Source organism: Catellatospora sichuanensis, assembly GCF_007483665.1.
GTDB classification, from domain to species: domain Bacteria; phylum Actinomycetota; class Actinomycetes; order Mycobacteriales; family Micromonosporaceae; genus Catellatospora; species Catellatospora sichuanensis.
In genome coordinates this window covers 113,349-133,481 of record NZ_VIQO01000024.1, presented here as the reverse complement: position 1 = coordinate 133,481, position 20,133 = coordinate 113,349, and the positions used below count along the sequence as shown (strand labels likewise).

The window sequence follows — 20,133 nt, the reverse complement described above, 5'->3', positions numbered from 1 at the left end:
GAAGCTGCCTCGAGCTCGTCGGCTCGCGTCAGCGAGACGAGCAGCAATCCTTCCGACAGCGCGTTTCCCTCGCGCGTTCACTTTGGAGGTCTTCGTGGCCTGGTTCATCGGCCAGTCGCTCCTCATGATCCTGACAGCGTTCCTGCTCGGCCTGCTGGTGGGCTGGCTGCTGTTCAGCAGGCGCGGCAAGTCCACCCCGGCGGAGCAGCCGGCCGCGGCCGCCGCGCCGTCCGCCCCGGTCGTGGCGGAAGCCGCCGCGCCGGTCGCCGCGGCCACCGTGGCCGACGAGCCCGAGGCCGCGAAGCCGAAGGCCGCCAAGAAGCCGTCGAAGAAGGCCGCGCCCGCCCCGGCCGCGCCCGCCGACGACGAGATCGAGGTGCAGCAGCGGCCGGTGTCGCTGGTGGCCCCGATCGCCAAGCCCGAGCCGGTCGCCGAGACCAAGCCGGAGCCGGTCCCGGTCGCCGAGGCCACGCCCGAGCCGGTCGCCGCGGTGACCGAGCCGGTCGCCGTCGCCGACGAGCCCGACGACGCGGTGGAGGCCGCGGTCGAGGCCGCCCAGGAGAAGGCGTTCAAGGTCGAGGCTTCGACGCTCACCCCGATCGAGAACATGCTGGTCGCCGCGGGCGACAACCTGCAGCGCATCGAGGGCATCGGGCCCAGGATGGAGGCCGCGCTGACGGCCGCCGGGATGGGCACGTACGCCGCGGTCGCCGCTGCCGACAACGACAGCCTGCGCAAGGCCATCGAGGCAGGCGGGCTCAACTTCGCGCCCGCGCTGCTCAGCTGGTCCCGGCAGGCCCAGCTACTCGTCGACGGGGACGAGGAGGGTCTGGCCGACCTGCAGCGCCGCCTCGTCGCCGGCCGCGACACGGGACGGGAATGAGCATGGCGGACAACGCTCGCAGGTTCCACCCGGTGGTCGGGGTGGCGGTCGCGGTGCTCGGCCTGGCCGGCATCGTCACCGCGCAGCACCTGCCCTTCCGGGAGAACATCCAGGACGATCTCACGACACGCTCCGAGCAGGCGCTGCAGGCCGCAGGGCTGTCCTCGGTGCAGGTCGACTTCGTCGGGCGCGACGGCACGCTGAAGGCCGGATCGACCGCCGAGGCCGATCGGGCGCTGGAGATCGTGCGCGGGCTCGAGGGCGTACGCGCCGCCGTGGCCGACGTGCCCGCGGTGGCCGCACCGGCGCCGTCGGCGTCCCCGACCGCCGCAGCCACCCCGCCGACGGTCGTCTTCACCCTGGGCGGCGGCCGCATCGCGGTCACCGGCACGGTGCCGAGCGAGGCCGCCCGCACCGCGCTGGTGCAGGCGGCCACCGAGCTGGCCGGGGCCGGCCAGGTGGACGACCGGCTGACGGTCGACGCCGCGGTGACCGACGCGGGCCTTTCGGGGCTGCCGAACGTGGTCAAGGCGCTCGGCAAGGGCACCAAGGACGCGACCGTGGAGCTGCGCGGCGGCAACCTGTCGCTGGCGGGCACCCTCGACTCGCAGGCGACCAAGGACGCTGTGGCTGCTGCCGCGGCCCAGGTGGGCGCGACCGTGGCCGACCGCACCGAGCTCGCGAAGGTCCAGCAGGCGCTGGTCAAGTTGCCGGCGGTGACCTTCCTCGACAACAGCACGACGCTGACCGCGGCGGGTCGTGCCGCGCTCACTCAGGCGGCTCGCATCCTCACCGACAACCCGCAGGTCAAGGTGCGGATCGAGGGCCATACGGACAACAACGGCTCGACCGGGGACAACCTGGCGCTGAGCCGGGCCCGGGCCAAGACGGTGCTGACGTTCCTGGTCTCGCAGGGCATCGCGGCCGACCGGCTGACCGCCCAGGGCTACGGCGAGAGCCGTCCCGCCCGCCCGAACACCAGCGAGGCGAACCAGGCGGTCAACCGCCGAGTCGAGTTCATCGTCCTACCCTGACCTGCACGGCTAAAGCACGTTAAGAAGGGCACCTTCTACAACGCACAGCGTTGTGAAGGTGCCCTTCCTTTCATTCGGCGCCGGTGTGGCGGACTCGGTAGATCTTGGCGTTGGGGGTGTCGGGGGCGGCGGTGTCGGCGTCGGGGTAGAGGGCCGTGAAGTAGAGGCCGTCCGGGCCTGCGGCCAGGCCGACGACGGTGGCCTTGCCGGTGCCGTTGTATTCCAGCAGCGTCTTCGGCTTGCCGACCTTGCCGCCGTCGAAGGTGAACTCGACGATCCGCTTGCCGTTGTCCTGCGGGCCGGTGGCGAAGGTCGGGCCGCTCTCCGCCACGAACATGTGCCCGTGCTTGCTCTTCGGAAAACCCGAGCCGTGGTGCACGTCCGGGTCGACGAAGGCGATCGAGGTGGGCGCGGTCGAGGGCGACCAGATGTAGAGCTTCGGCTTGAGCATGCTGTCGCGGGTGCCGTCCCAGCCGTAGTCGACGCCCTTGTCCACCCGCGACAGCCGGTCGATCGCGGTGCCGTTCTCGACCTGGTAGTAGCTGCCGTCGGCGCGCCACGCCCCGCCGAACGGATTGCGGAAGCCCGAGGCGTAGACGTAGTCGCGGGCGGTGATGCCGTCCTCGGCGTCGTAGAACGGGTTGTCGGCCGGCGCGCTGCCGTCCAGGTTCACCCGCAGGATCTTCCCGCGGAAGGAGTTCAGATCCTTGGCCGTGTACGCCAGCATCGCGTCGCCCATGTGCACGTAGAGCTTGCCGTCCGGGCCGATGGTGAGCTGCGAGATCTGATGCGCGGCCGACTGCGGCTCGGCGGGCATGTCCAGCAGGGTCGTCTGCTTCGACGCGGTCAGCCCGCCGTCCCTGCTGGAGAACCGCACCACCTTCGGGTAGTGCAGACCGCCGCGCTCGTAGAGCACCGAGGCGAGCACGTCGCCGTTGTTCGGGTCGACGACGATGCCGGTGACGCCCTTCTCCCCGGTGCCCGGGAAGGTGCCCCGGGGGTCGAAGTTCAGCAGGTTCTTCGCGTACACCCCGGTGCGGAGATCGCCCCTGACCACCTTGATCTGGCCGTACAGCTCGGTCACGTAGAACATCGGCTTGTCCGGATCGCCGGTGTGCCCCGGGGCCATGGCCAGGTGCACGGGCAGCTGGAAGCCGCCGGCCACCTCCTCGACCCGGTATCCGTCCTGGCGCACGTGCCAGGTGCCGGCCCCGGCCAGCGGGGCGCGCTGCGGGAGGGTGCGGAACGCGCGGTAGCCCCAGGGGCTCCACCGCTTCGCCTTGTCCTTGGTGTCGTCCCGGTAGCGCACGCGCAGGTCGTATTCGCGGTCGGCAGCGAGGTCGCGGCGGGCGGCGAAGGAGTTCTCGAACTCACCGTCGCCGAGGTGGGCATGGACCAGCTGCGGGCCGTCGACGCAGGGCGAGTGCCAGACCCGTTCGGCGGGCTCGACGGACCAGATCTCCCATTCGGTGCAGACGTGCTCGACCTTCCTGCCGTCCTCGCGGGCCGGCATCGGGGCGCTCTCCATGTGCACGTCGGCACCGCTGACCAGGTGCCCGTCGGCCCGCGGCTCGGTGATGGCGGGCGCGCCGGGCAGCGGCGCACCGAGCGTGCGCACCGGCCGGGCGGGCGGCTGCGGCGCTCCGCTGCTGTATGCCTGCCGGAAGGAGAGGTAGCCGATGCCGGCCAGCACGACGGCCACGGCGGTCGCGGTGACCAGAAAACGTCTGTTATTCATATCTTCCCCACATCGCGGACAAGTCAGCGAATTCGGGCAAGGTTACCGGCGCGACGCCGGGCGGCGCGTGTTACACGCCCGGCGTCGCGCAGGTTGGCAGCGATCTCACAGCCGCGGGCCCGCGGTCACCACTGGTACATCTCGCCGTTCTCGTCGAGCATGAACCAGGCGCCGTCCATGCCCTGCCCGTGGGCGTCACCCGGCTTGTCGGTCCGGAACCGGTAGAGCGGCAGGTTGCGGTAGGTGGTCTGCACGGTCCCGTCGGGCCGGGTGTACGTGGACAGCAGGAAGCCGTCGACGCCGTCCCCGTTGACCGCGTCCCCGACCATCGGCGGCCAGGTCACCGCGCACTTGTCCAGGCAGGCACTCTTGCCCTTGGCGTCGCGGAGGAAGACGTAGAGCGTGCGGCCCTCCTGGTCGACCAGCGCCTTGCGACCGCCCACATTGGCGATGCGCACCGCGGCGCGGGCGGCGGACGGCGAGGCGGCCACCGGGGCGGCGGACGCGCCCGTGGCTCCCGTATCCGCTCCGGCGGGTGGGGTGGTGCTCTCGGCGCAGGCCCCGAGGGCTCCTGCGGTGATCACGGCGGCGAGCAGAGCGAATCGACGTACGAACATTGGTGCCACCCCGTTGGCGGATCCGACATGTAGCCACAAAGCGTAGTGACCACGGGACTTTCCACCGGTGAAACGCGCCAGAACACGCCCATCCGGAGGATATGAATCCAATTCGGATATAACTAAGTTGAACCCGCAACCTCGTCTGACAACGCTGTCGAGGGCTGAACGTGTCGTTATGTGACACCTATGTGTCCATCCGGTGGACGTTTCGGGGGTTGTGGTGAAGGTTGTTGCCCGTAACCCTCATGGGAGTCCCACCGATCAGTCGAGAGGCACAGTCGATGGCAGTCACCGGCGGCGGAGCACCGCCGTGGGCACCCCAGTACGTCCAGGAAGCCGATGTTCCGATGGTCACGGCACGACGCCGCCGCCGTCGCTCCATCGGCTTCCGCCTGCTGCTGCCCATCGCCGTGGCCACGATCGGCGTGGGTGTGCTGGGCGGCGTGCAGACGTCGTCGGCCATGGACGAGGCACGCGAGGCCGAGTCGTCCGGTGCGGTGGCGCAGGCGCTGACCGCCACCGTCAAGCTGAACCACCAGCTCGAACAGGAGCTGTCGGAGACCGAGGCGCTGCTGCAGCGCGGCGGCAAGGCCGGCGAGCTGCTGCTCACCGCGCAGCGGCGGCGCACCGACGAGGCGGTGGCCCGCTACCGGACCACGGTGCCCGTCGCGGTCCAGGTCGCACCGGAGATCGGCGGGCTGGTCGACGACGCCGACACCGCGCTCGCCGAGCTGCCCCGGCTGCGTGAGGCGGCCCAGTTCCCGCCGGAGGGGCAGCCGGCCGCGAAGACCAACCCGGAGACCGTCTACGACCGGCTGACCCACGCCATGTTCGCCGTCGGCGAGGCGCTGGCCGCCGCACCCGCCGACGCGCGGCTCAGCGCGCTGACCGAGGCGGTGGCCGCGCTGAACGCGGTCGAGCACCACGCCGCGGAACAGCGCGGGCTGCTGCGTACGGTCTTCGCCCGGGGCCGCTTCGAGCACGGCGAGCTGGCCGAGCTCGGCGAGCTGTACGGCGCCGAGGCCGAACGGGTGGCGCAGTTCGAACGGGTGGCCGGCCCGCAGGTGGCCGCGCGCTACCGCGAGGTCGTCCGCGGCGCCGACGTGGATCGGGCGAACAGCCTGCTTCAGGGAGCGCTCACCGCCGACAGCACTCCCGCCGGTCTGCGCGTCGACCCGGACGCCTGGTTCATCGCCAAGTCCAACGCGCTGCGCCGGCTGTACCTGTTCGAGCTGGAGGTCATCGGCTCGCTGGAGGCGGAGGCGGCCCGGCAGCACGCCGCCGCCGAGCGCGACGCGCTGACCAGCGGTGGCGCCTCCGGCCTGGTCATCGCCGTCTCCCTCGGCATCGCGGTGCTGCTGTCCGTACGCACCAGCCGCGGCCTGCGCCGGCTGAGCCGGTCCGCGATGGACATCGCCAGCGGCGAGCTGCCCGCGGCGATCGCCGAGGTCTCCTCCGCACCCGGGGTCGAGACCGTGCGCCGGTTGGTGCGCGCCTCCAACGAGCAGGCGGAGAAGGCACTGGCCGGCCCCAACGACGAGATCGGCGAGGTCGGCGCGGCCCTGGCCAACCTGCACCAGCAGGCGCTGCGCCTGGCCGCGGACCAGGCCATGCTGCGCCACGACATCTCGCAGATGTTCGTGAACCTGTCCCGGCGCGGCCAGACCCTGGTGCAGCGCCAGCTGCACCTGATCGACGAGTTCGAACGCGGCGAGACCGACCCGGCGTCGCTGGCCAAGCTGTTCGCCCTGGACCACCTCGCCGCCCGCATGCGCCGCAACGAGGAGAACCTGCTGGTGCTGGCCGGCGGCGAGCCGGGCCGCCGCTTCGTCAACGCGGAGCTGCTGGTCGACGTCGTGCACGCGGCCGCCGCCGAGATCGACCAGTACCCCCGGGTGGAGACCAACTCCATCGCGGACCTGTGCGTCGTCGCGCACGCCGTGGGCGACGTCGTGCACCTGCTGGCCGAGCTGCTGGAGAACGCCACCGACTTCTCCCCGCCGAACAGCCGGGTGCTGGTCACCACCCGGCGCGGCGTGGACGGTCTCACCATCAACATCTTCGACGCGGGCATCGGCATGCCGCCCGGACAACTACAGGAGATCAACGAGCGGCTGATCCGGCCGTCCATGCTGACCAGCGAGCTGGCCCGCACCATGGGCCTGCTGGTGGTCGCCCGGATCGCCGCCCGCCGTGGGATCACGGTGCAGCTGCGCAGCAGCCCCGGCGGAGGTACCGTGGCGCTGGTGCTGCTGCCGACGGCACTGCTCGCCCCGCCGCACAGCGCGGTCAGCCGGCTGACCGTCACGTCCGGCAACGGCAGCCTGCCCGATGGTGAGACCCTGCGCACCCGACGGCCTGGCGCCCGCTCTGCCGTCGCCGCGGCAGCCGTGACCGCACGACCGCCCATCCCCGCACCGCCGTCCGCGCCCGCCGACCACACTCCCGCCGCCCACTCCCTCACCCCGTCCACGCCCGCAGCGCCCGCCGCCACCTTCGCGGAGGCCGCCGACGCGCCGACCCAGGCGATCCCTGCGGTCCGGCAGGCACCCACCGACAAACCTCCGCTCCTGCCCTCCGGCCTGCCCCAGCGCCGCCCCGCCGAGGTCTCGCCGCCTGGCCGCGCGGCCACCGCCTCCTCCCGGACCGACAGCTCCGGCCTGCTGGACCCCGAAGCGGTCCGGGCGCGGCTGTCCGGTCTGGCCGGCGGTATCGCGGCCGCTCACCGCGAACTGGCTCGTGAGCAGCGTCTGTCAGCCCCGCCAGCAACGAAGGAAAGCACTCGATGACTCAGAACCCCGCGCAGCTCGCCGGCGCCGACGAGATCGGCGGCCTCGACTGGCTGCTGACCTCCTTCGCCCAACGGATCGCCGACGTCACCTACGTGCTGGCCGTCTCTGTGGACGGCCTGACGATCGCCCACTCGGACGGGCTGCGTCAGGATCTGTCGGACCAGCTCTCCGCCATCACGAGCGGGATGGCCAGCCTCACCATCGGCGCGGCACGCTGCCTGAGCAGCGGCCAGGTGCGCCAGACCGTGGTGGACATGGACGAGGGCGTACTCCTGATCATGGCGGTTCGCGATCGCGCGTTCCTCGCCGTGGTCGCCGCGCCCGGCTGCGACCTCGGCCAGATCGGCTACGAGACGGCGCTGCTGGCGCACCGGGTCGCGTACGCGCTGGAACCGGAGGCGCGGGTGGACGGCCAGTGGTGAGGCGCCGCCGGCTGGCCCTGCTGCTCTGCGTGCTGCTCGCCCCGGCGCTCGGCGCGTGCACGGCGGACGCCGAAGAGGCCGCACCGGCCTGGCACGGCGGCACCCTGACCATCGGCACCGGCCCCACCAACGGGGTGTTCAACCAGGTGGGTGGCGGCTACGCCGACCTGATCAACCGTCACCTGCCCGGTTACGAGGCGCTAGCCCCGCCGACCAACGGCGCGGGCGACAACCTGCAGCGGCTCGCCATCGACGACGTGCAGATCGCGTTCACGTTCGCCGACGTGGCCGCGGACGCCGCCGCCGGCAAGGGCCTGTTCGAGGGCAAGCCGGTGCAGTTCCGGGCACTGGCCCGGGTCTTCAACGGCCAGACGCACCTGGTGGTGCGCCGCGACGCGGGCATCAAGTCCATCAAGGACCTCAAAGGCAAGCGTGTCGGCACCGGCCCGCAGAACTCCGGCAGCGAGGAAGTCGCCGTCCGGCTGCTCGCCGTCGCCGGGCTGGACCTCAAGCGCGACATCACCCAGGTGTCCGCGTCGCTGTCGCAGATGACGTCCTCGATGCGCACCGGCGACCTGGACGCCATGTTCTACTCGGCCGGCCTGCCGACCACGGGCGTGCAGGGACTGTTCGACCAGTCGCCGGGCGTGTTCACCCTGGTCCCGCTCGACGAGCTGGGCCAGGCCATCAGCAAGGCGCATCCCGACATCTACGCCCCCGGCACCATCCCGAAGGGCACGTACGGCCTGACCGCCGACGTGGACACGATCGCGGTGCCGAACCTCGTCGTGGTGTCGGTCGACATGCCCGAGGAGGTTGCGTTCCGCCTGACCCAGCTGCTCTTCGACCATCAGGCCGAACTGGCCGCGGTGCACCCCGAGGGCGGCAACTTCAGCCGGGACATCGCGCCGCTGGTGTCGCCGTTGGAGCTGCACCCGGGCGCGCAGCGATTCTACGGAGTGTCCTGACCCGCAGCGGCGGAATCGCGGGACGCGGCACGGCCCGGACGGCCCCGGCGTAACGTCGGAGCCGTCCGGAGGTGTGTGATGCCGTTCTTCGCTGCCATCTGGTTCACCGTCGTCGTCGGCTGGCTGATCCACGTCGCCGTGGACAAACACCCGGCCCGGCGCAGCAAGCATCGCGTCGTCGAGCTGGCCCTACTCTGGATCATGGTGGTCGGCGCGGGCGTCTGGGGCGTGCTCGGCGGGCTCAGCCACATCGGCCCGACGTCCGACCAGACCGCCGAGCAGATCGGCTACACGCAGTCGATGTTCCAGTGGGAGGTCGGCTGGGGCGACCTGGCGGTCGCGGTACTGGCGCTCGGCTGCGCCTGGCGGCGGCTGCGCGGCACCTGGCTGACCGCCGCGGTGACCGCGCTGGCCATCTCGTTCTGGGGCGACGCCTGGGGCCATTTCAACCAGTGGGTGTTCCACGACAACCACGCGCCCGCCAACGTCTGGGCGCTGCCGTCGGACATCCTGATGCCCCTGTTCGCCATCATTCTGCTGGTCATGTACCGCCGCGGCGCCCCCGCCCAGTCCTTCGAGCAGGCATCCACCGCCCTGCCGACCCGGCCCTGACCACCCGGCCCGCGACCCTCCGACCGGCCCGCGACCGGGCCGGGCGTGCACCAAGGTCACTCGACTTGCCAGGCACTCGGGCGAATGTGGCCTCAAGATACGCACAGGTGCCTGGCAAGTCGGACGATCACCGGCCACGGGGCGATCACGGGGGCGCAGGGTGCCCGTGGTCAGGTCTGGCCGGGGGCGTCGATGACGTAGGGGATCAGAGCGACCGGGAGGTCGGCGGCACCCGGCCCGCCCGCGGCGGCCCAGGCGGCGACGTACTCCACGGTCGCCTCGTCGAGGATGCCGCCCAGCCACACCGGACGGCCGCCGTCGCGGCGACCGGACGGGCGCGGGTGCACCACCATCACGTTGGAGTGCTCGCAGACGTCCAGGCACTGCGCGATACGCACCCGTACCCCCGCCTTCTCCAGCTGCCGCAGCTGACCGTCATGATCGGTGTCGGGGTGTTTGGCGGTGCCGCAACAGCAGTCGCGGCACACCGTCACCCTCGCCTTCATGCGGCCGCCCGCACCGCGGCACTGTTCGCGACAGCACCGGCCCGCAGCCCGGCCAGCCCGAATCCGACGCCGATCCCGGCCCACAGCACCACCGAAGCCAGCAGCGACAGCAACCGGAACGACCACAGCAGATCGGCCGGCGTGCTGATCGCGTCACCCGACGACGGCAGCGTGAACAGCAGGGCGAGCCCCACCAGCACGACCCCCACCGGGGCCAGCTGGCGCACCGGCAGCGACGCCCCGCGCTCGGCGAGACGGCCCGCCAGCAGCCCCGCCGCAGACATGGTGGCCAGCCCGATCGCGATCGCGGCCAGCCAGGTCACGGTCCGCGCCTGCTGCGTCGCCTCGCTGCCCACGCCCGGCGGGTTGGTCGGATAGCGCAGGAACGGGAGCAGGGCCACGCCCAGGAAACCGGCCCCGGCCAGGCGCAGCGCCCGGCCCCACGGGTCGGCGCCGGGGTCGCGGCGGTGCAGCACCGCGTACACCAGGCCGAACAGCAGCCCGATCGCCATTCCGGCCAGGATCACCGAGATCAGCATGCCGACGTGCTGCGTGTCGCGGCTGAACAGCTCCGCGCCGTGGCCTTCACCGGCGTTCGCGTGCTCGAGGGCGATCGCCCGGTCGATGACCGGCTCGGCGAGCACCAGGGACACCACGGCGGAGAGGGCTCCGGCGCACGCACCGGCCAGCCCACCCCGCCCCATCAGGGAGAGCAGGGACATGTCCGCCCCGCTCAGTGGCAGTTGGCGGCGAACAGGTGCCGCCCGTCGTGGGACAGCTCGTGCAGGTAGTTGGCGCTACGGGAGAGTTCGCCGTACACCGGGGACAGCAGTGCGCCCTGGTCCAGGAACACCGCGTAGAGGATGAAGAGCGCCACCGCGACGAGCACACCGGCGATGACCTGATCCCGCAGCCGCCCCGCGATTCCGGCCGTCTCCTGCGACGGCACCGCGGGCGTCGACAACGCACCCATGAGAAACCTCCTCCTCGGGGTTCACCGCCCCGAACTGGACAACGACGGGTCAGTGTCCTGACTCCCGGGTGGATGAAACTTCGTCGCGCTTGCCGCGCCTTCCAGCCGCTGCGGCGGCCGTGGCTCGTGCGGGGCGCTCCCCGGTCACAGTGGCGGGACCGTCCCGGATTCTCACCGGGTTCCTGCGCACCGTCGTCTGATGTGAACTTGTTGCCCTCACCATGCCAGCAACGCTCGCCGGCCGTCAAACCTCCTCAGGGGTGACGTTGGTGAATATCCGCATGAAGACGGCCGTGGTCGTGACTGAGTCCGTGCTCGTGACTGTGGCTGTGGCTGTGCCCCTGGTCACCCGGATGGTGGTGCGGGGTCTGCGAGGCACCGACCCGGTCCTCGAAGCCCGGCAGGCTGACCCGGTACACACACGAGTCACAGTTCATCCGGATGTCCCCGGCCAGCGCCTCGCCGTAGCGTTCGATCACCAGGTCGGCCAGGGCGTCGGTGTCGCCGAGCACGTCGGCGCAGCGCACGTCCAGCCCTGGGCGGCCCGCCGCCCAGGCCGTGGTCTGCTCCGCCACCCGGCGCGGCAACACCCCGGTGAAGAGGAAGTACGGCAGCACCACGATCCGCCGCGCGCCCAGCGCCGCGCAGCGGTCCAGGCCCGCGGGCACGCCGGGGGTGGCGAGCGAGATGAACGCGTACTCCACTCCCGCCACCCGGGCCGTCTCGGCCAGCAGCCGGGCAGCCCGAGCCACCTCGGCGTTCGCGTCGGGGTCCGTCGAGCCCCGGCCCACCAGCAGCACCGTCGTGTCTGGATCGGCCTCCGCCTGGGCGAGCCGCTCCCGCAGCAGCGCCAGCACTACGGGGTGCGCGCCGAGCGGGCGGCCGTACGCCACCGCCAGACCGGGGTGCCGCAACTGCTCGCGGGCCAGCGCCGCCGGGATGTCGCCCTTCGCGTGCCCCGCCGCGACCAGCATCAGCGGCACGGCCGCCAGCCTGCGGTGGCCGCCCGCGACGAGGTCCGCCACCGCCTCGCCCAGCGGGGGCGGGGACAGCTCGATGAAGCCGCCGCCGACGGTCACGCCCCGCGGCGCGAGTCGCTTGCCGACCCGTTCGGTGAAGGCGCGGAACTGCTCGGCGCCGTCCGCGTCGGACGTGCCGTGCCCGGCTATGAGCAGCGCGGGCGGGGTGGTGGTCACGGTCTCTCCTCCAAGGGTTCTCGAGCCGGTAAGGGGTATGGCGGGCGCGGGTTCCGGGCGCATGCGCCCAGGGGGTGGACCCGTCCTAGTGCGGCACGGGGTCTTGCGCCGGCATCGGGTCGCCGTAGAGCAGGGCGTTCACGGCTGCCGCGGCAACGGCCGACCCGCCGCGGGCGCTCACGTTGGACAGCTGCGGCAGCCCGGACAGCCGGAGTGCGGCCTTCGACTCGGCCGCGCCCACGTAGCCCACCGGCAGGCCGACCACCAGCGCGGGCACGACCTGCCCGGCCGCGGCCAGCCGCAGCAGTTCGAACAGCGCGGTCGGGGCGTTGCCGACGGCCCAAATTGCCCCCATGGGGTGCTCGGCCGCGGCCAGCCGCACCGCGGCCGCCGACCGGGTGACACCCTCCGCCGCGGCCAGCTCCGCCGCCAGTGCCGAGCCGACCAGGCAGCGCGACGGGTAGCGGGTGATGCCCGCGCCGACCATGGTCACGTCGACGACCAGCGGCCCGCCCGCCGCCAGCGCAGCGGCCCCGGCGGTCAGCGCCGCCTCGTCCAGCACCAGGTCGGCGACCCAGCCCGGATCGGCCGTGGTGTGCACGATGCGCTCGGCCACGTCCCGGCTGTGCCGCGGCAGGCCCGAGGTGTCCACCGCGGACCGCAGCAGGCGGTAGGACTCCGCCTCGATCGGATGCACCGATCTCCGGACGACCGTCATCGCGCCTCCCGCTCGAGCAGGACAACCGCGTCGACCGGGCACACCTCGACGCACTCGCCGCACCCCGTGCACAGGTCCGGCCGGGCGTACAGCCGGGCCGGGCCCGTCCCGCCGATCGGCCGGATCGCGTGCGTGGGGCAGGTCAGCAGGCACGCGCCGCAGCCCTGGCAGCCGTCGAAGCGCACCGGGCTCAGCGCGCCATCCACGCGTACCCCCGGGGTGTGACCATGCGCCCCGCGACCGTGCGGGTCGTGCTGGCGCCCACGATCACCACGGTGTTCATGTCCACGTCGGCCGGGTCGACCGCGTCGAGGGTGGTCAGCGCGATCCGCTCGCCGGCCCGGGACGCGTCGCGGACCAGCCCGATCGGCGTGCCCGGCGGCCGGTGTGCGCCCAGGATCGCCAACGCCGCCGGCAGCTGCCGGGTGCGCCGCGCGCTGCGCGGGTTGTACAGGCACACCACGAGATCCGCCCGCGCCGCCGCCTCGAGCCGGCGCTCGATCATCTCCCAGGGGGTGTGCAGGTCCGACAGCGACAGGTACACGTGGTCGTGCCCCAGCGGCGCGCCCAGCAGCGACGACGCGGCCAGCGCCGCGGTCACCCCGGGCACCGCGGTCACCTCGATGTCGTCCCCGGCGAACTCCAGCGCCGGGGAGGCCATCGCGTACACGCCCGCGTCACCGGAGCCGATCAGTGCCACCGCGTGCCCCAGCCGGGCCAGCTCGACGGCCGACCGGGCGCGCTCCTCCTCGGCGCCCAGTCCCGAGTCGACGATCCGGGTGCCGGGGCGCAGCAGGTGCCGGACCTGGTCCACGTACTGGTCGAGGCCGACGACGATCGAGGACGCGCGCAGCTGCGCCGTCGCCCGGGGCGTGCGCAGGTCCGCCGCGCCCGGACCGAGGCCGATCACCGCGAGCCGGCCCATCGGCACCAGCCGGGCCACCGCCACGGTCGCCATCGCCGACGCGGTCTTGCCCGCCACCAGCGATGCCCCGCGCCCCCGGGCACCGGCGGCCAGCAGCGCCGCCGCCTCGGCCACGCTCGGCGTGCCGACGGCGGCACGGACCACCTCGGACGGGTTCGGCACCGCCACCGCCGCGAGCCGCTCCGCCGGGAACGTCACCAGCGGCAGACCGCGCGACGCCGCGTACGCCACCAGCCCGGCCTCGTCTGCCTTCACGTCGGCGGTCGCCACCGCGCACACCGACTCCGCCGCCAGCCCCGCCCCCGCGAGCACCCGCCCGACCAGATCGGCGATCTCGTCGGCGGACACCCCCCGGCTCGCCCCGATGCCGAGCACCAGCGACGGCGGACGCAGCACCAGTACCGACCGGTCCGGCTGCGGTGCGCCAGGGTCGGCGGCGACGCCGTCCACGGGCTGCCAGGCAGCGTCGGCGCGGCGGTCGGTGATCAGCACCGTCCGGGCCGCACCGGGATGATCGCCGAGGTTGGCGGGCAGCGCCGGCAGCGGCCACACCTGATCGCACCGCAGATGCACCGGTTCTCCGTCGAGCAGCGCCCGCGAGACCGGCGCGACGGCCTCAGGGTTCGCGACGGCGAACCCGAGCATGTCCAGCCCCGGCACCCCGGACGCATCCGTGCCCGTGGTCACCACGGGCGACGCGCCCAGCACCTCGGACACCCTCGCGGCCAGCGCATTCGCGCCACCGGCATGCCCGCCGAGCAGCGCCACGGCCCACCGCCCCGCCTCGTCCACACACACCACACCCGGCTGCCCGTGCTTCCCCCCGACCCCCGCCGGCACGTCCCTCGACCCGGCGAGGGTGGCTGCATTTTCGGGGAAAGTGCACGAATCGAGGAGTTCTGAACTGCAGTTTCCCCGAAACTGCAGGGCGGGAACGCCGGGCTCGGCGTCGGGGGTGGGCGGGGCGAGGAGGAGGGGGGCGAGGAGGCGGACGGTGGCGCCGGTGGCGAGGAAGGCGACGATGGATTCGGAGTCGGACCAGGCTCGGGTGAGCTGGTCGCGGACGCGGCCCTCGTGGACGGTGCACTCCCCCGGCCACGCGGCGGCCAGCCGCTGCGCGGCTGCCCTGCCTGCGGCGGTGGCCCAGATCAAGCCGATGGTCATGGCAGCTCCCCGGAGACGACGAAGACAGGATTGGTGGCGGCGAGCCGATGGCTTCCGCCGGGCAGCGGGTTCAGGCGCGAAGCCTGCAGCTGTACGCCCTCCGTCCGGTAACCGGCGTCGCCCAGCAGCGCCAGCGCCGGGCCGACGCGTTCGAGCCCGGCCAGCGCGGTCACGATCCGGTCCGGGCGGCGCTCGGCGCACGCCGCCAGCACAGGCCCGCCGCCGCCACCGCCGACGAAGACGGCATCGGGATCGGGCAACCCGGCCAGGCAGCCGGGCGCGTCGCCCGCGACGAGTCGCACGCCGAGGCCGGCCGCGTTCGCCGTGATCAGCGGCAGGGCCGCCGGGTCGCGTTCGACGGCCAGCACCGCCGCGCCGAACCGGGCGCACTCCACGGCGACCGAACCGGACCCGGACCCCACGTCCCAGACCAGGTCGCCGAGGCGCGGGCCGAGCCGGGCCAGCACGTACGCGCGTACCTCCGCCTTGGTGATCATCGAGTCGCGGTGGGCGTAGGCGGCCTCCGGCAGTGCCCACCCGGCGGGCCCGGGGCCTGCCCCGGCGATCCAGCCGGGACCCGGCCGCACCTCCGGGCGTGCCGGGTCCAGCACCAGCACCACGTTCGGGTCGGCCCAGTCGGCCGTGTGCGCCTGCGCCGCCTCGACGGTCACCAGCCGCTCCTGCGGGGTGCCCAGCCGCTCCGCCACCACCAGCGTCCGCGTCCACCCGGCCAGCGCCGCGCCCAGCGCCGCCGGGCCGCTGCCGGGCGCGGTCAACACCGCCACCTTCGGGTATGCCCGGCAGACGTTGACCGCGCGCCGCAGTCCGGACAGCCCACCACCCTGCCGCCCGCCGGCCCTGATCTGCCCGGCGACGCGGTGCCCGTCGCCTGGTTCATCGCCCCGGCGGGGGTCCCCGCTGTCGGCCGGACTGGATGATCCGTTTTTGTGGTCGCCGGGTGTGGCCATAGCGGCATCCAGCGTCCACAAAAACGGATCATGGCGGTGCGCGCCAGGGTCGAGGCGGTCCCGGCCATGGGCGGACACCACGAGCGCGTCGTCCCAGGGCAGCCCGGCACGGGCGAAGGCGGCCGCGACGCTGGACACCGCCGGGATGACCACCGGCTCGATCCCGGCTCGGCGCAGCGCGGCGACGATGCCGAAGAAGCCGGGGTCGCCGCTGGCCAGCACCACGGCCTCGCCGTCGTGCGCGGCCACCCGCGCGACGACCGGTGCGACCGGCCCCATGACGAGGCATTCTGCGGAAACGTCCAGCCCGGACAGGTGACGCTCGCCCCCGGCGACCAGCGTCGCGCGGGCCAGTGCCGCACCCGCGGCGGCACCGAAGCCACCGCCATCGTGGCCGACCACCGTCACCCGCCGCATGGCACCCGCCCCGGTCCGGTCGCCGTCACCGCCGTCACCCGGCTCACGCCACCCACCCCGCCATGACCGTCACGCCGCGCATGTGACCCACTCCGGCCTGGTCGCCGCCACGACCACCTTCCCGGTGAAGTCCACCATCGCGACCTCGGCCCGCAGCGCGCCCTTGCCGAACCGGACCAGCACGTCGCGCACCCGCCCGCACAGCAGGTCGCCCGCGTCGCGCAGCAGCCCCGCCGCCTCCCACAGCTCGTACGCATGCCGCGCGGTGTTCGCCCCGTCGACCTGCTCGGCCAGCTCGGCCGAGCCGCCGACGCCGACCGTGACCTGCCCCAGCAGCGCGGTGTCCACGGCGGACCGGGTGTAGTGCGTCATCAGCACCCCGGCGGCGAGTTTGGTCAGCTTGCCCGCCATGCCGACGAAGACGACGCCGGTCATGCCCCGCTCGGCCGCGGTCCGCAGGGCGGCCCCGGTGAAGTCGCCGACCTCGACGAAGCACACCTCGGGCAGGTCCGGCAGCAGCGCCATCGCGCCCGCCTCGGTGCGCCCGCCCGTGCACAGCACGATCGTCTGCTCGCCCTGCGCGGCGGCGACCTGCACGGCCTGCATCACGCTCGCCCGCCAGGAGGCGGTGGAAAAGGGCCGCACGATGCCGGTGGTGCCCAGGATCGAGATGCCGCCAAGGATGCCCAGCCGCCGGTTGGTCGTCTTACGGGCCATCCGCTCGCCGTCGGGCACCGAGATCACGACCTCCACGCCGCGCCCGCCGGCCGCCTCGGTCACCGCCTGGGTGATCATCTGCCGTGGCACCGGGTTGATCGCCGGTCCGCCCACGTCCAGACCCAGCCCCGGCCTGGTCACCGTGCCCACGCCGGACCCACCGCGCAGCGCGACACCCGCGCCGTCCTGCCAGCGCACGGTTGCCGTGAGCCGCGCCCCGTGCGTCACGTCCGGGTCGTCGCCGGCGTCCTTCACCACGACCGCGCGGGCCGCGTCACCGTCCAGCACCGACTCCGCGACGGCGAAGGTGACCCGCCGCCCCGACGGCAGCGCCACCTCGACCCATCGCGGCGGCACCCCGCCGACCAGCAGCTCCGTGGCCGCCTTCGCGGCCGCCGACGCGCACGTGCCCGTCGTCCACCCAGTCCGCAGCGCCTTCGGCCGGTCCTTCGCGGTCCGCGGCAGGTCCGGTTCGCGCAGCTCGGGTTCGCCCGAGCCGATCCCGACGGGGGCCTGCTCAGTCACGACTCGCTCGCAGGGCGGCGCGGGCGGTCGGGTCGGCGCGGCGGAAGCCGTGGAAGTGGCCGGGGTGGTAGAGGTGGCTGCGGGTGCCGGCGGCTTCGCCGAGCGCCGGCCCGACCAGGAACAGCGTGTGCTTCCAGAGCTTGTGCTCCTTGACCGCCGCCTCCAGGGTGCCGACGGTGCAGCGCACGATCAGCTCCTCCGGCCACGTCACCCGGTATGCCACCACCACCGGCGTGTCCGGCGTATACCCGCCCGCCAGCAGCTCCGCCGCGAGCTGCCCGGACCGGGCCGCGGACAGGAACACCGCCATCGTCGCGCCGTGCGCGGCGAACGCGCGTACGGACTCGCGCTCCGGCATCGGGGTCTTGCCGCCCTCCAGCCGGGTCAGCACCACCGACTGGGCCACCTCGGGCACGGTCAGCTCGCGCTGCACCGCCGCGGCGACCGCGGTGAAGGAGGACACCCCGGGGATGACCTCGGTGGGCAGGCCCAGCTCGCGGCACGCGTCGAGCTGCTCGCCGAGCGCGCCCCACAGCGCCGGGTCGCCGGAGTGGATCCGCGCCACGACCAGGTCGCACTCGGCGGCCTCGCGGTAGAGGTCGAGGGTCTGCTCCAGGGTCAGCGCCGCCGAGTCCACGATCCGCGCCCCGGGTCGGGCATGTCCGAGCACGTCCGGGTGGACCAGGCTGGCCGCCCAGACCACCACGTCGGCGGCGCCGATCGCGGCCGCGCCGCGCAGCGTGAGCAGGTCGGCCGCGCCCGGCCCGGCTCCGATGAAGACGACCTTCACAGCTTTCCACCCCTCGCGTCACGGCGGCCCGGCACCAGCACCGCCGACAGGTACGGCGCCTCGACCGCCTCGGCCAGCGGCGTCACGCTCTCCCCCGGCAGTCCCAGCCGGGTGCCGAGCACGGCGTCGTCCAGCCGCCCGGCCTCCTTCACCGCGGTGACCACGTCCGGCAGGTGGCGGCCGCCCTTGTACGCCACCACCGTGCCGTCCTGCGCGTACGCCAGGGCGGCCGACAGCGCCGTGGCGCCCCGGGCCAGCGGCACCAGCACCAGGGGCTCGACGCCCTCGGCGAGCGGCACCCCGGCCGCGGCGGCGATCGCCTGCATCGCGGTGATCCCAGGCGCGGTCCGCACCTCCACCTCGGGCAGCAGGGCGCGGACCGTCGCGGCGAGGTAGCCGAAGGTCGAGTACACGTTGGGGTCGCCGATGGTGGCGAACGCGGCGGTGCCGCCGGTCTCGCGCAGCCAGTCCGCGACGCGCTCACCCGCGGCGTCCCAGTGGGACTCGCGGCGGCGCGCGTCGTCGCGCTCGTTGAGGGCGAAGACCAGCCGCTCGACGCGTTCATGGCCGGCGTGCGCGCGTACCGTCGCCTCGGCCCGGCCCTGCTCGGCCGGGTCCATCACCGGCACGAAGACCCGGTCGGCCTCGCGGAGCAGGCGCACCGCCTGCAGCGTCACCAGTTCCGGATCGCCGGGCCCGACCCCCACCCCGATCAGGCGCATGCGGCACGCACCATCCGGCCCGCGAAGCCCGGCTGCCCGGCCCAGTGCAGGTGCAGGTAGGACGCGTGTACCCCACCCTGGACGAAGCCCTCGGCGGACTGACCACGCCACGCCCAGGCGGGCGACGGCCCGGCCGCCGGGGTCACCGCGGTGCGGTGGAACTCGTGCCCCGTGACCCGGGTGCCCGCGTCGGCCAGCATGCTGCCGGACACCGCGACCGCGTCGCGGTAGCCCAGGATGAGCCGCTCGGTCATGACCGCCTCGGCGTCGAGCACGCCGCACATCTCCCGACCGTCCAGCGACCGGGCCAGCCACAGCAGCCCCGCGCACTCGGCGGTGACCGGCGCGCCCGTGGCGGCGAGTTCGCGTACCGCGTCGCGCAGCGGCTTGTTGGCGGCCAGCTCGTCGCCGTACACCTCGGGGAAGCCGCCGCCCACCACCAGCCCGGCGGTGCCCCGCGGCAGTGCCTCGTCGCGGAGCGGGTCGACGTGCACGACCTCGGCCCCGGCGGCGCGCAGCAACTCGGCCTGCTCGGCGTAGCCGAACGTGAACGCCGGACCGCCCGCGACCGCGATCACCGGACGGTCACCGGCCGTCTCATCCGGCGTTCCGACCGCTTCCCTCCCGACCTTGCCCGCCCCGTTCGCCTGCGCTGCGGCCGCCTGCGCTGCGGCCCGGACGGCGTCGGCCGCCGACCACGGCGTCACCGCCAGCGGCGGTGCACTGTGCGCCGCGGCGAGCACCTCGCCGAGGTCTACACCGTCCTCCACCAGCGCTCCCATCGCCCGCACCGCGTCCACCGCCGCGCCGCTGCGCTCGGCCGCGGGCACCAACCCCAGATGCCGGGACGGCACCACCACCGCGCCGGCGCGCCGCAACACGCCCAGCACCGGCGTGCCGACCTCCTCGCAGGCCTCGCGCAGGATCTGCTCGTGCCGGTCGGAACCGACCCGGTTGAGCACCACCCCGGCCAGCCGAGCCGAGCCGAAGGAACGGAAGCCGTGCAGCAGCGCGGCGACCGAACGGCCCTGGCCGGTCGCGTCCACCACGAACACCACGGGCGCGTCCAGCAGCCGCGCCACGTGCGCGGTCGAGCCGAAGTCGCCCTCCCCGGACCGGCCGTCGTAGAGGCCCATCACGCCCTCCACGACCGCCACCTGCGCGCCGGTCGCCCCGTGTGCGAACAGCGGCGCGACCAGGTCCTCGCCGACCAGCGACGGGTCCAGGTTGCGGCCGGGCCGCCCGCAGGCCAGCGAGTGGTACGTCGGGTCGATGTAGTCCGGACCGACCTTGAACCCGGCCGCGGTCATGCCCCGCGCCGTCAACGCCGCCAGCAGCCCCGTCGCCACGGTCGTCTTCCCGTGCCCGGACGCCGCCGCAGCGATCACGACCCTGGGCACCCTCACCATGATCTATCCGTTCGCGACTGCGGGGCTCGCTCCG

The 20,133-nt window shown here is 73.7% G+C and carries 18 protein-coding genes, 2 pseudogenes and 1 riboswitch; of the genes and pseudogenes, 6 read left to right on the top strand and 14 right to left on the bottom strand.

Going from position 1 to position 20,133, the window contains the following annotated elements; all coding sequences use genetic code 11:
• The first annotated feature begins 94 nt into the window (after window positions 1-94).
• Window positions 95-883, top strand: a complete 789-nt coding sequence (locus tag FLL47_RS30170; protein ID WP_144125063.1) for an NADH-quinone oxidoreductase subunit E — start codon at window positions 95-97, stop codon at window positions 881-883.
• 2 nt (window positions 884-885) lie between these two features.
• Window positions 886-1,917: an OmpA family protein gene (locus tag FLL47_RS30165; RefSeq protein ID WP_144125060.1), complete on the top strand. Its 1,032-nt coding sequence runs from the start codon at window positions 886-888 to the stop codon at window positions 1,915-1,917.
• A 70-nt stretch (window positions 1,918-1,987) separates the two neighbouring features.
• Here the strand turns inward: FLL47_RS30165 and FLL47_RS30160 are convergent, their stop codons facing one another.
• Both FLL47_RS30160 and FLL47_RS30155 read right to left on the bottom strand, forming a co-directional pair.
• Window positions 1,988-3,655, bottom strand: coding sequence for a PQQ-dependent sugar dehydrogenase (locus FLL47_RS30160; RefSeq protein WP_144125057.1), 1,668 nt, complete (start codon window positions 3,653-3,655; stop codon window positions 1,988-1,990).
• 125 nt (window positions 3,656-3,780) lie between these two features.
• Window positions 3,781-4,272, bottom strand: coding sequence for a COG4315 family predicted lipoprotein (locus tag FLL47_RS30155; protein ID WP_144125054.1), 492 nt, complete (start codon window positions 4,270-4,272; stop codon window positions 3,781-3,783).
• Between the two features lie 350 nt (window positions 4,273-4,622).
• On the opposite strand from FLL47_RS30155, the gene FLL47_RS30150 reads away from it, so the two are divergent.
• The 4 genes from FLL47_RS30150 to FLL47_RS30135 all read left to right on the top strand — a co-directional run bounded on the left by FLL47_RS30150 (window position 4,623) and on the right by FLL47_RS30135 (window position 9,069).
• The gene (locus FLL47_RS30150; protein WP_186315989.1) at window positions 4,623-7,064 is read left to right on the top strand and encodes a sensor histidine kinase; all 2,442 of its coding nucleotides are present in this window, start codon (window positions 4,623-4,625) and stop codon (window positions 7,062-7,064) included.
• A complete protein-coding gene (locus tag FLL47_RS30145; protein WP_144125048.1) occupies window positions 7,061-7,489 on the top strand; it encodes a roadblock/LC7 domain-containing protein in 429 nt (142 codons plus the stop codon). Before FLL47_RS30150 ends, FLL47_RS30145 begins: the two co-directional genes overlap by 4 nt.
• Window positions 7,486-8,457, top strand: a complete 972-nt coding sequence (locus FLL47_RS30140) for a TAXI family TRAP transporter solute-binding subunit (protein WP_186315988.1) — start codon at window positions 7,486-7,488, stop codon at window positions 8,455-8,457. Before FLL47_RS30145 ends, FLL47_RS30140 begins: the two co-directional genes overlap by 4 nt.
• A gap of 78 nt (window positions 8,458-8,535) precedes the next feature.
• Entirely contained in the window at window positions 8,536-9,069 is a 534-nt protein-coding gene (locus tag FLL47_RS30135) for a DUF6790 family protein (RefSeq protein ID WP_144125045.1), read from the top strand.
• Between the two features lie 170 nt (window positions 9,070-9,239).
• Here FLL47_RS30135 and FLL47_RS30130 read toward each other — a convergent pair whose 3' ends face one another.
• The 12 genes and pseudogenes from FLL47_RS30130 to FLL47_RS30075 form a co-directional block, all read right to left on the bottom strand.
• Window positions 9,240-9,575 (bottom strand): (2Fe-2S) ferredoxin domain-containing protein, encoded by a 336-nt coding sequence (locus tag FLL47_RS30130; RefSeq protein WP_144125042.1) that lies wholly within the window; start codon window positions 9,573-9,575, stop codon window positions 9,240-9,242.
• Window positions 9,572-10,297 (bottom strand): CbtA family protein, encoded by a 726-nt coding sequence (locus FLL47_RS30125; protein ID WP_144125039.1) that lies wholly within the window; start codon window positions 10,295-10,297, stop codon window positions 9,572-9,574. The genes FLL47_RS30130 and FLL47_RS30125 overlap by 4 nt, the downstream gene beginning before the upstream one ends.
• 11 nt (window positions 10,298-10,308) lie before the next feature.
• Window positions 10,309-10,548 (bottom strand): CbtB-domain containing protein, encoded by a 240-nt coding sequence (locus tag FLL47_RS30120; RefSeq protein ID WP_144125036.1) that lies wholly within the window; start codon window positions 10,546-10,548, stop codon window positions 10,309-10,311.
• A 30-nt stretch (window positions 10,549-10,578) separates the two neighbouring features.
• Window positions 10,579-10,774: riboswitch (cobalamin riboswitch) on the bottom strand.
• Between the two features lie 85 nt (window positions 10,775-10,859).
• Window positions 10,860-11,744: pseudogene (locus FLL47_RS30115) on the bottom strand (sirohydrochlorin chelatase); the annotation flags it as partial.
• An 85-nt stretch (window positions 11,745-11,829) separates the two neighbouring features.
• Entirely contained in the window at window positions 11,830-12,462 is a 633-nt protein-coding gene (locus FLL47_RS30110) for a precorrin-8X methylmutase (RefSeq protein WP_144125030.1), read from the bottom strand.
• Between the two features lie 23 nt (window positions 12,463-12,485).
• Window positions 12,486-12,668, bottom strand: a pseudogene (locus FLL47_RS30105) (4Fe-4S binding protein); the annotation flags it as partial.
• Window positions 12,653-14,551, bottom strand: coding sequence for a precorrin-3B C(17)-methyltransferase (cobJ, locus tag FLL47_RS30100; protein WP_144125024.1), 1,899 nt, complete (start codon window positions 14,549-14,551; stop codon window positions 12,653-12,655). The gene cobJ and the pseudogene FLL47_RS30105, both read right to left, overlap by 16 nt.
• Window positions 14,548-15,936, bottom strand: a complete 1,389-nt coding sequence (gene cbiE / locus FLL47_RS30095) for a precorrin-6y C5,15-methyltransferase (decarboxylating) subunit CbiE (protein WP_144125021.1) — start codon at window positions 15,934-15,936, stop codon at window positions 14,548-14,550. Before cbiE ends, cobJ begins: the two co-directional genes overlap by 4 nt.
• Before the next feature lie 69 nt (window positions 15,937-16,005).
• Window positions 16,006-17,154, bottom strand: a complete 1,149-nt coding sequence (locus tag FLL47_RS30090; protein ID WP_144125354.1) for a cobalt-precorrin-5B (C(1))-methyltransferase — start codon at window positions 17,152-17,154, stop codon at window positions 16,006-16,008.
• A 16-nt stretch (window positions 17,155-17,170) separates the two neighbouring features.
• Window positions 17,171-17,968, bottom strand: a complete 798-nt coding sequence (gene cobM / locus FLL47_RS30085; RefSeq protein ID WP_144125018.1) for a precorrin-4 C(11)-methyltransferase — start codon at window positions 17,966-17,968, stop codon at window positions 17,171-17,173.
• On the bottom strand, window positions 17,965-18,690 hold the full coding sequence (cobI, locus tag FLL47_RS30080; RefSeq protein WP_144125015.1) for a precorrin-2 C(20)-methyltransferase: 726 nt from the start codon (window positions 18,688-18,690) through the stop codon (window positions 17,965-17,967). The genes cobM and cobI overlap by 4 nt, the downstream gene beginning before the upstream one ends.
• Window positions 18,681-20,099 carry a cobyrinic acid a,c-diamide synthase CobB gene (locus FLL47_RS30075; RefSeq protein WP_144125012.1) on the bottom strand — a complete coding sequence of 473 codons (1,419 nt, stop codon included), beginning with the start codon at window positions 20,097-20,099 and terminating at the stop codon, window positions 18,681-18,683. The genes cobI and FLL47_RS30075 overlap by 10 nt, the downstream gene beginning before the upstream one ends.
• Window positions 20,100-20,133 lie beyond the last annotated feature (34 nt).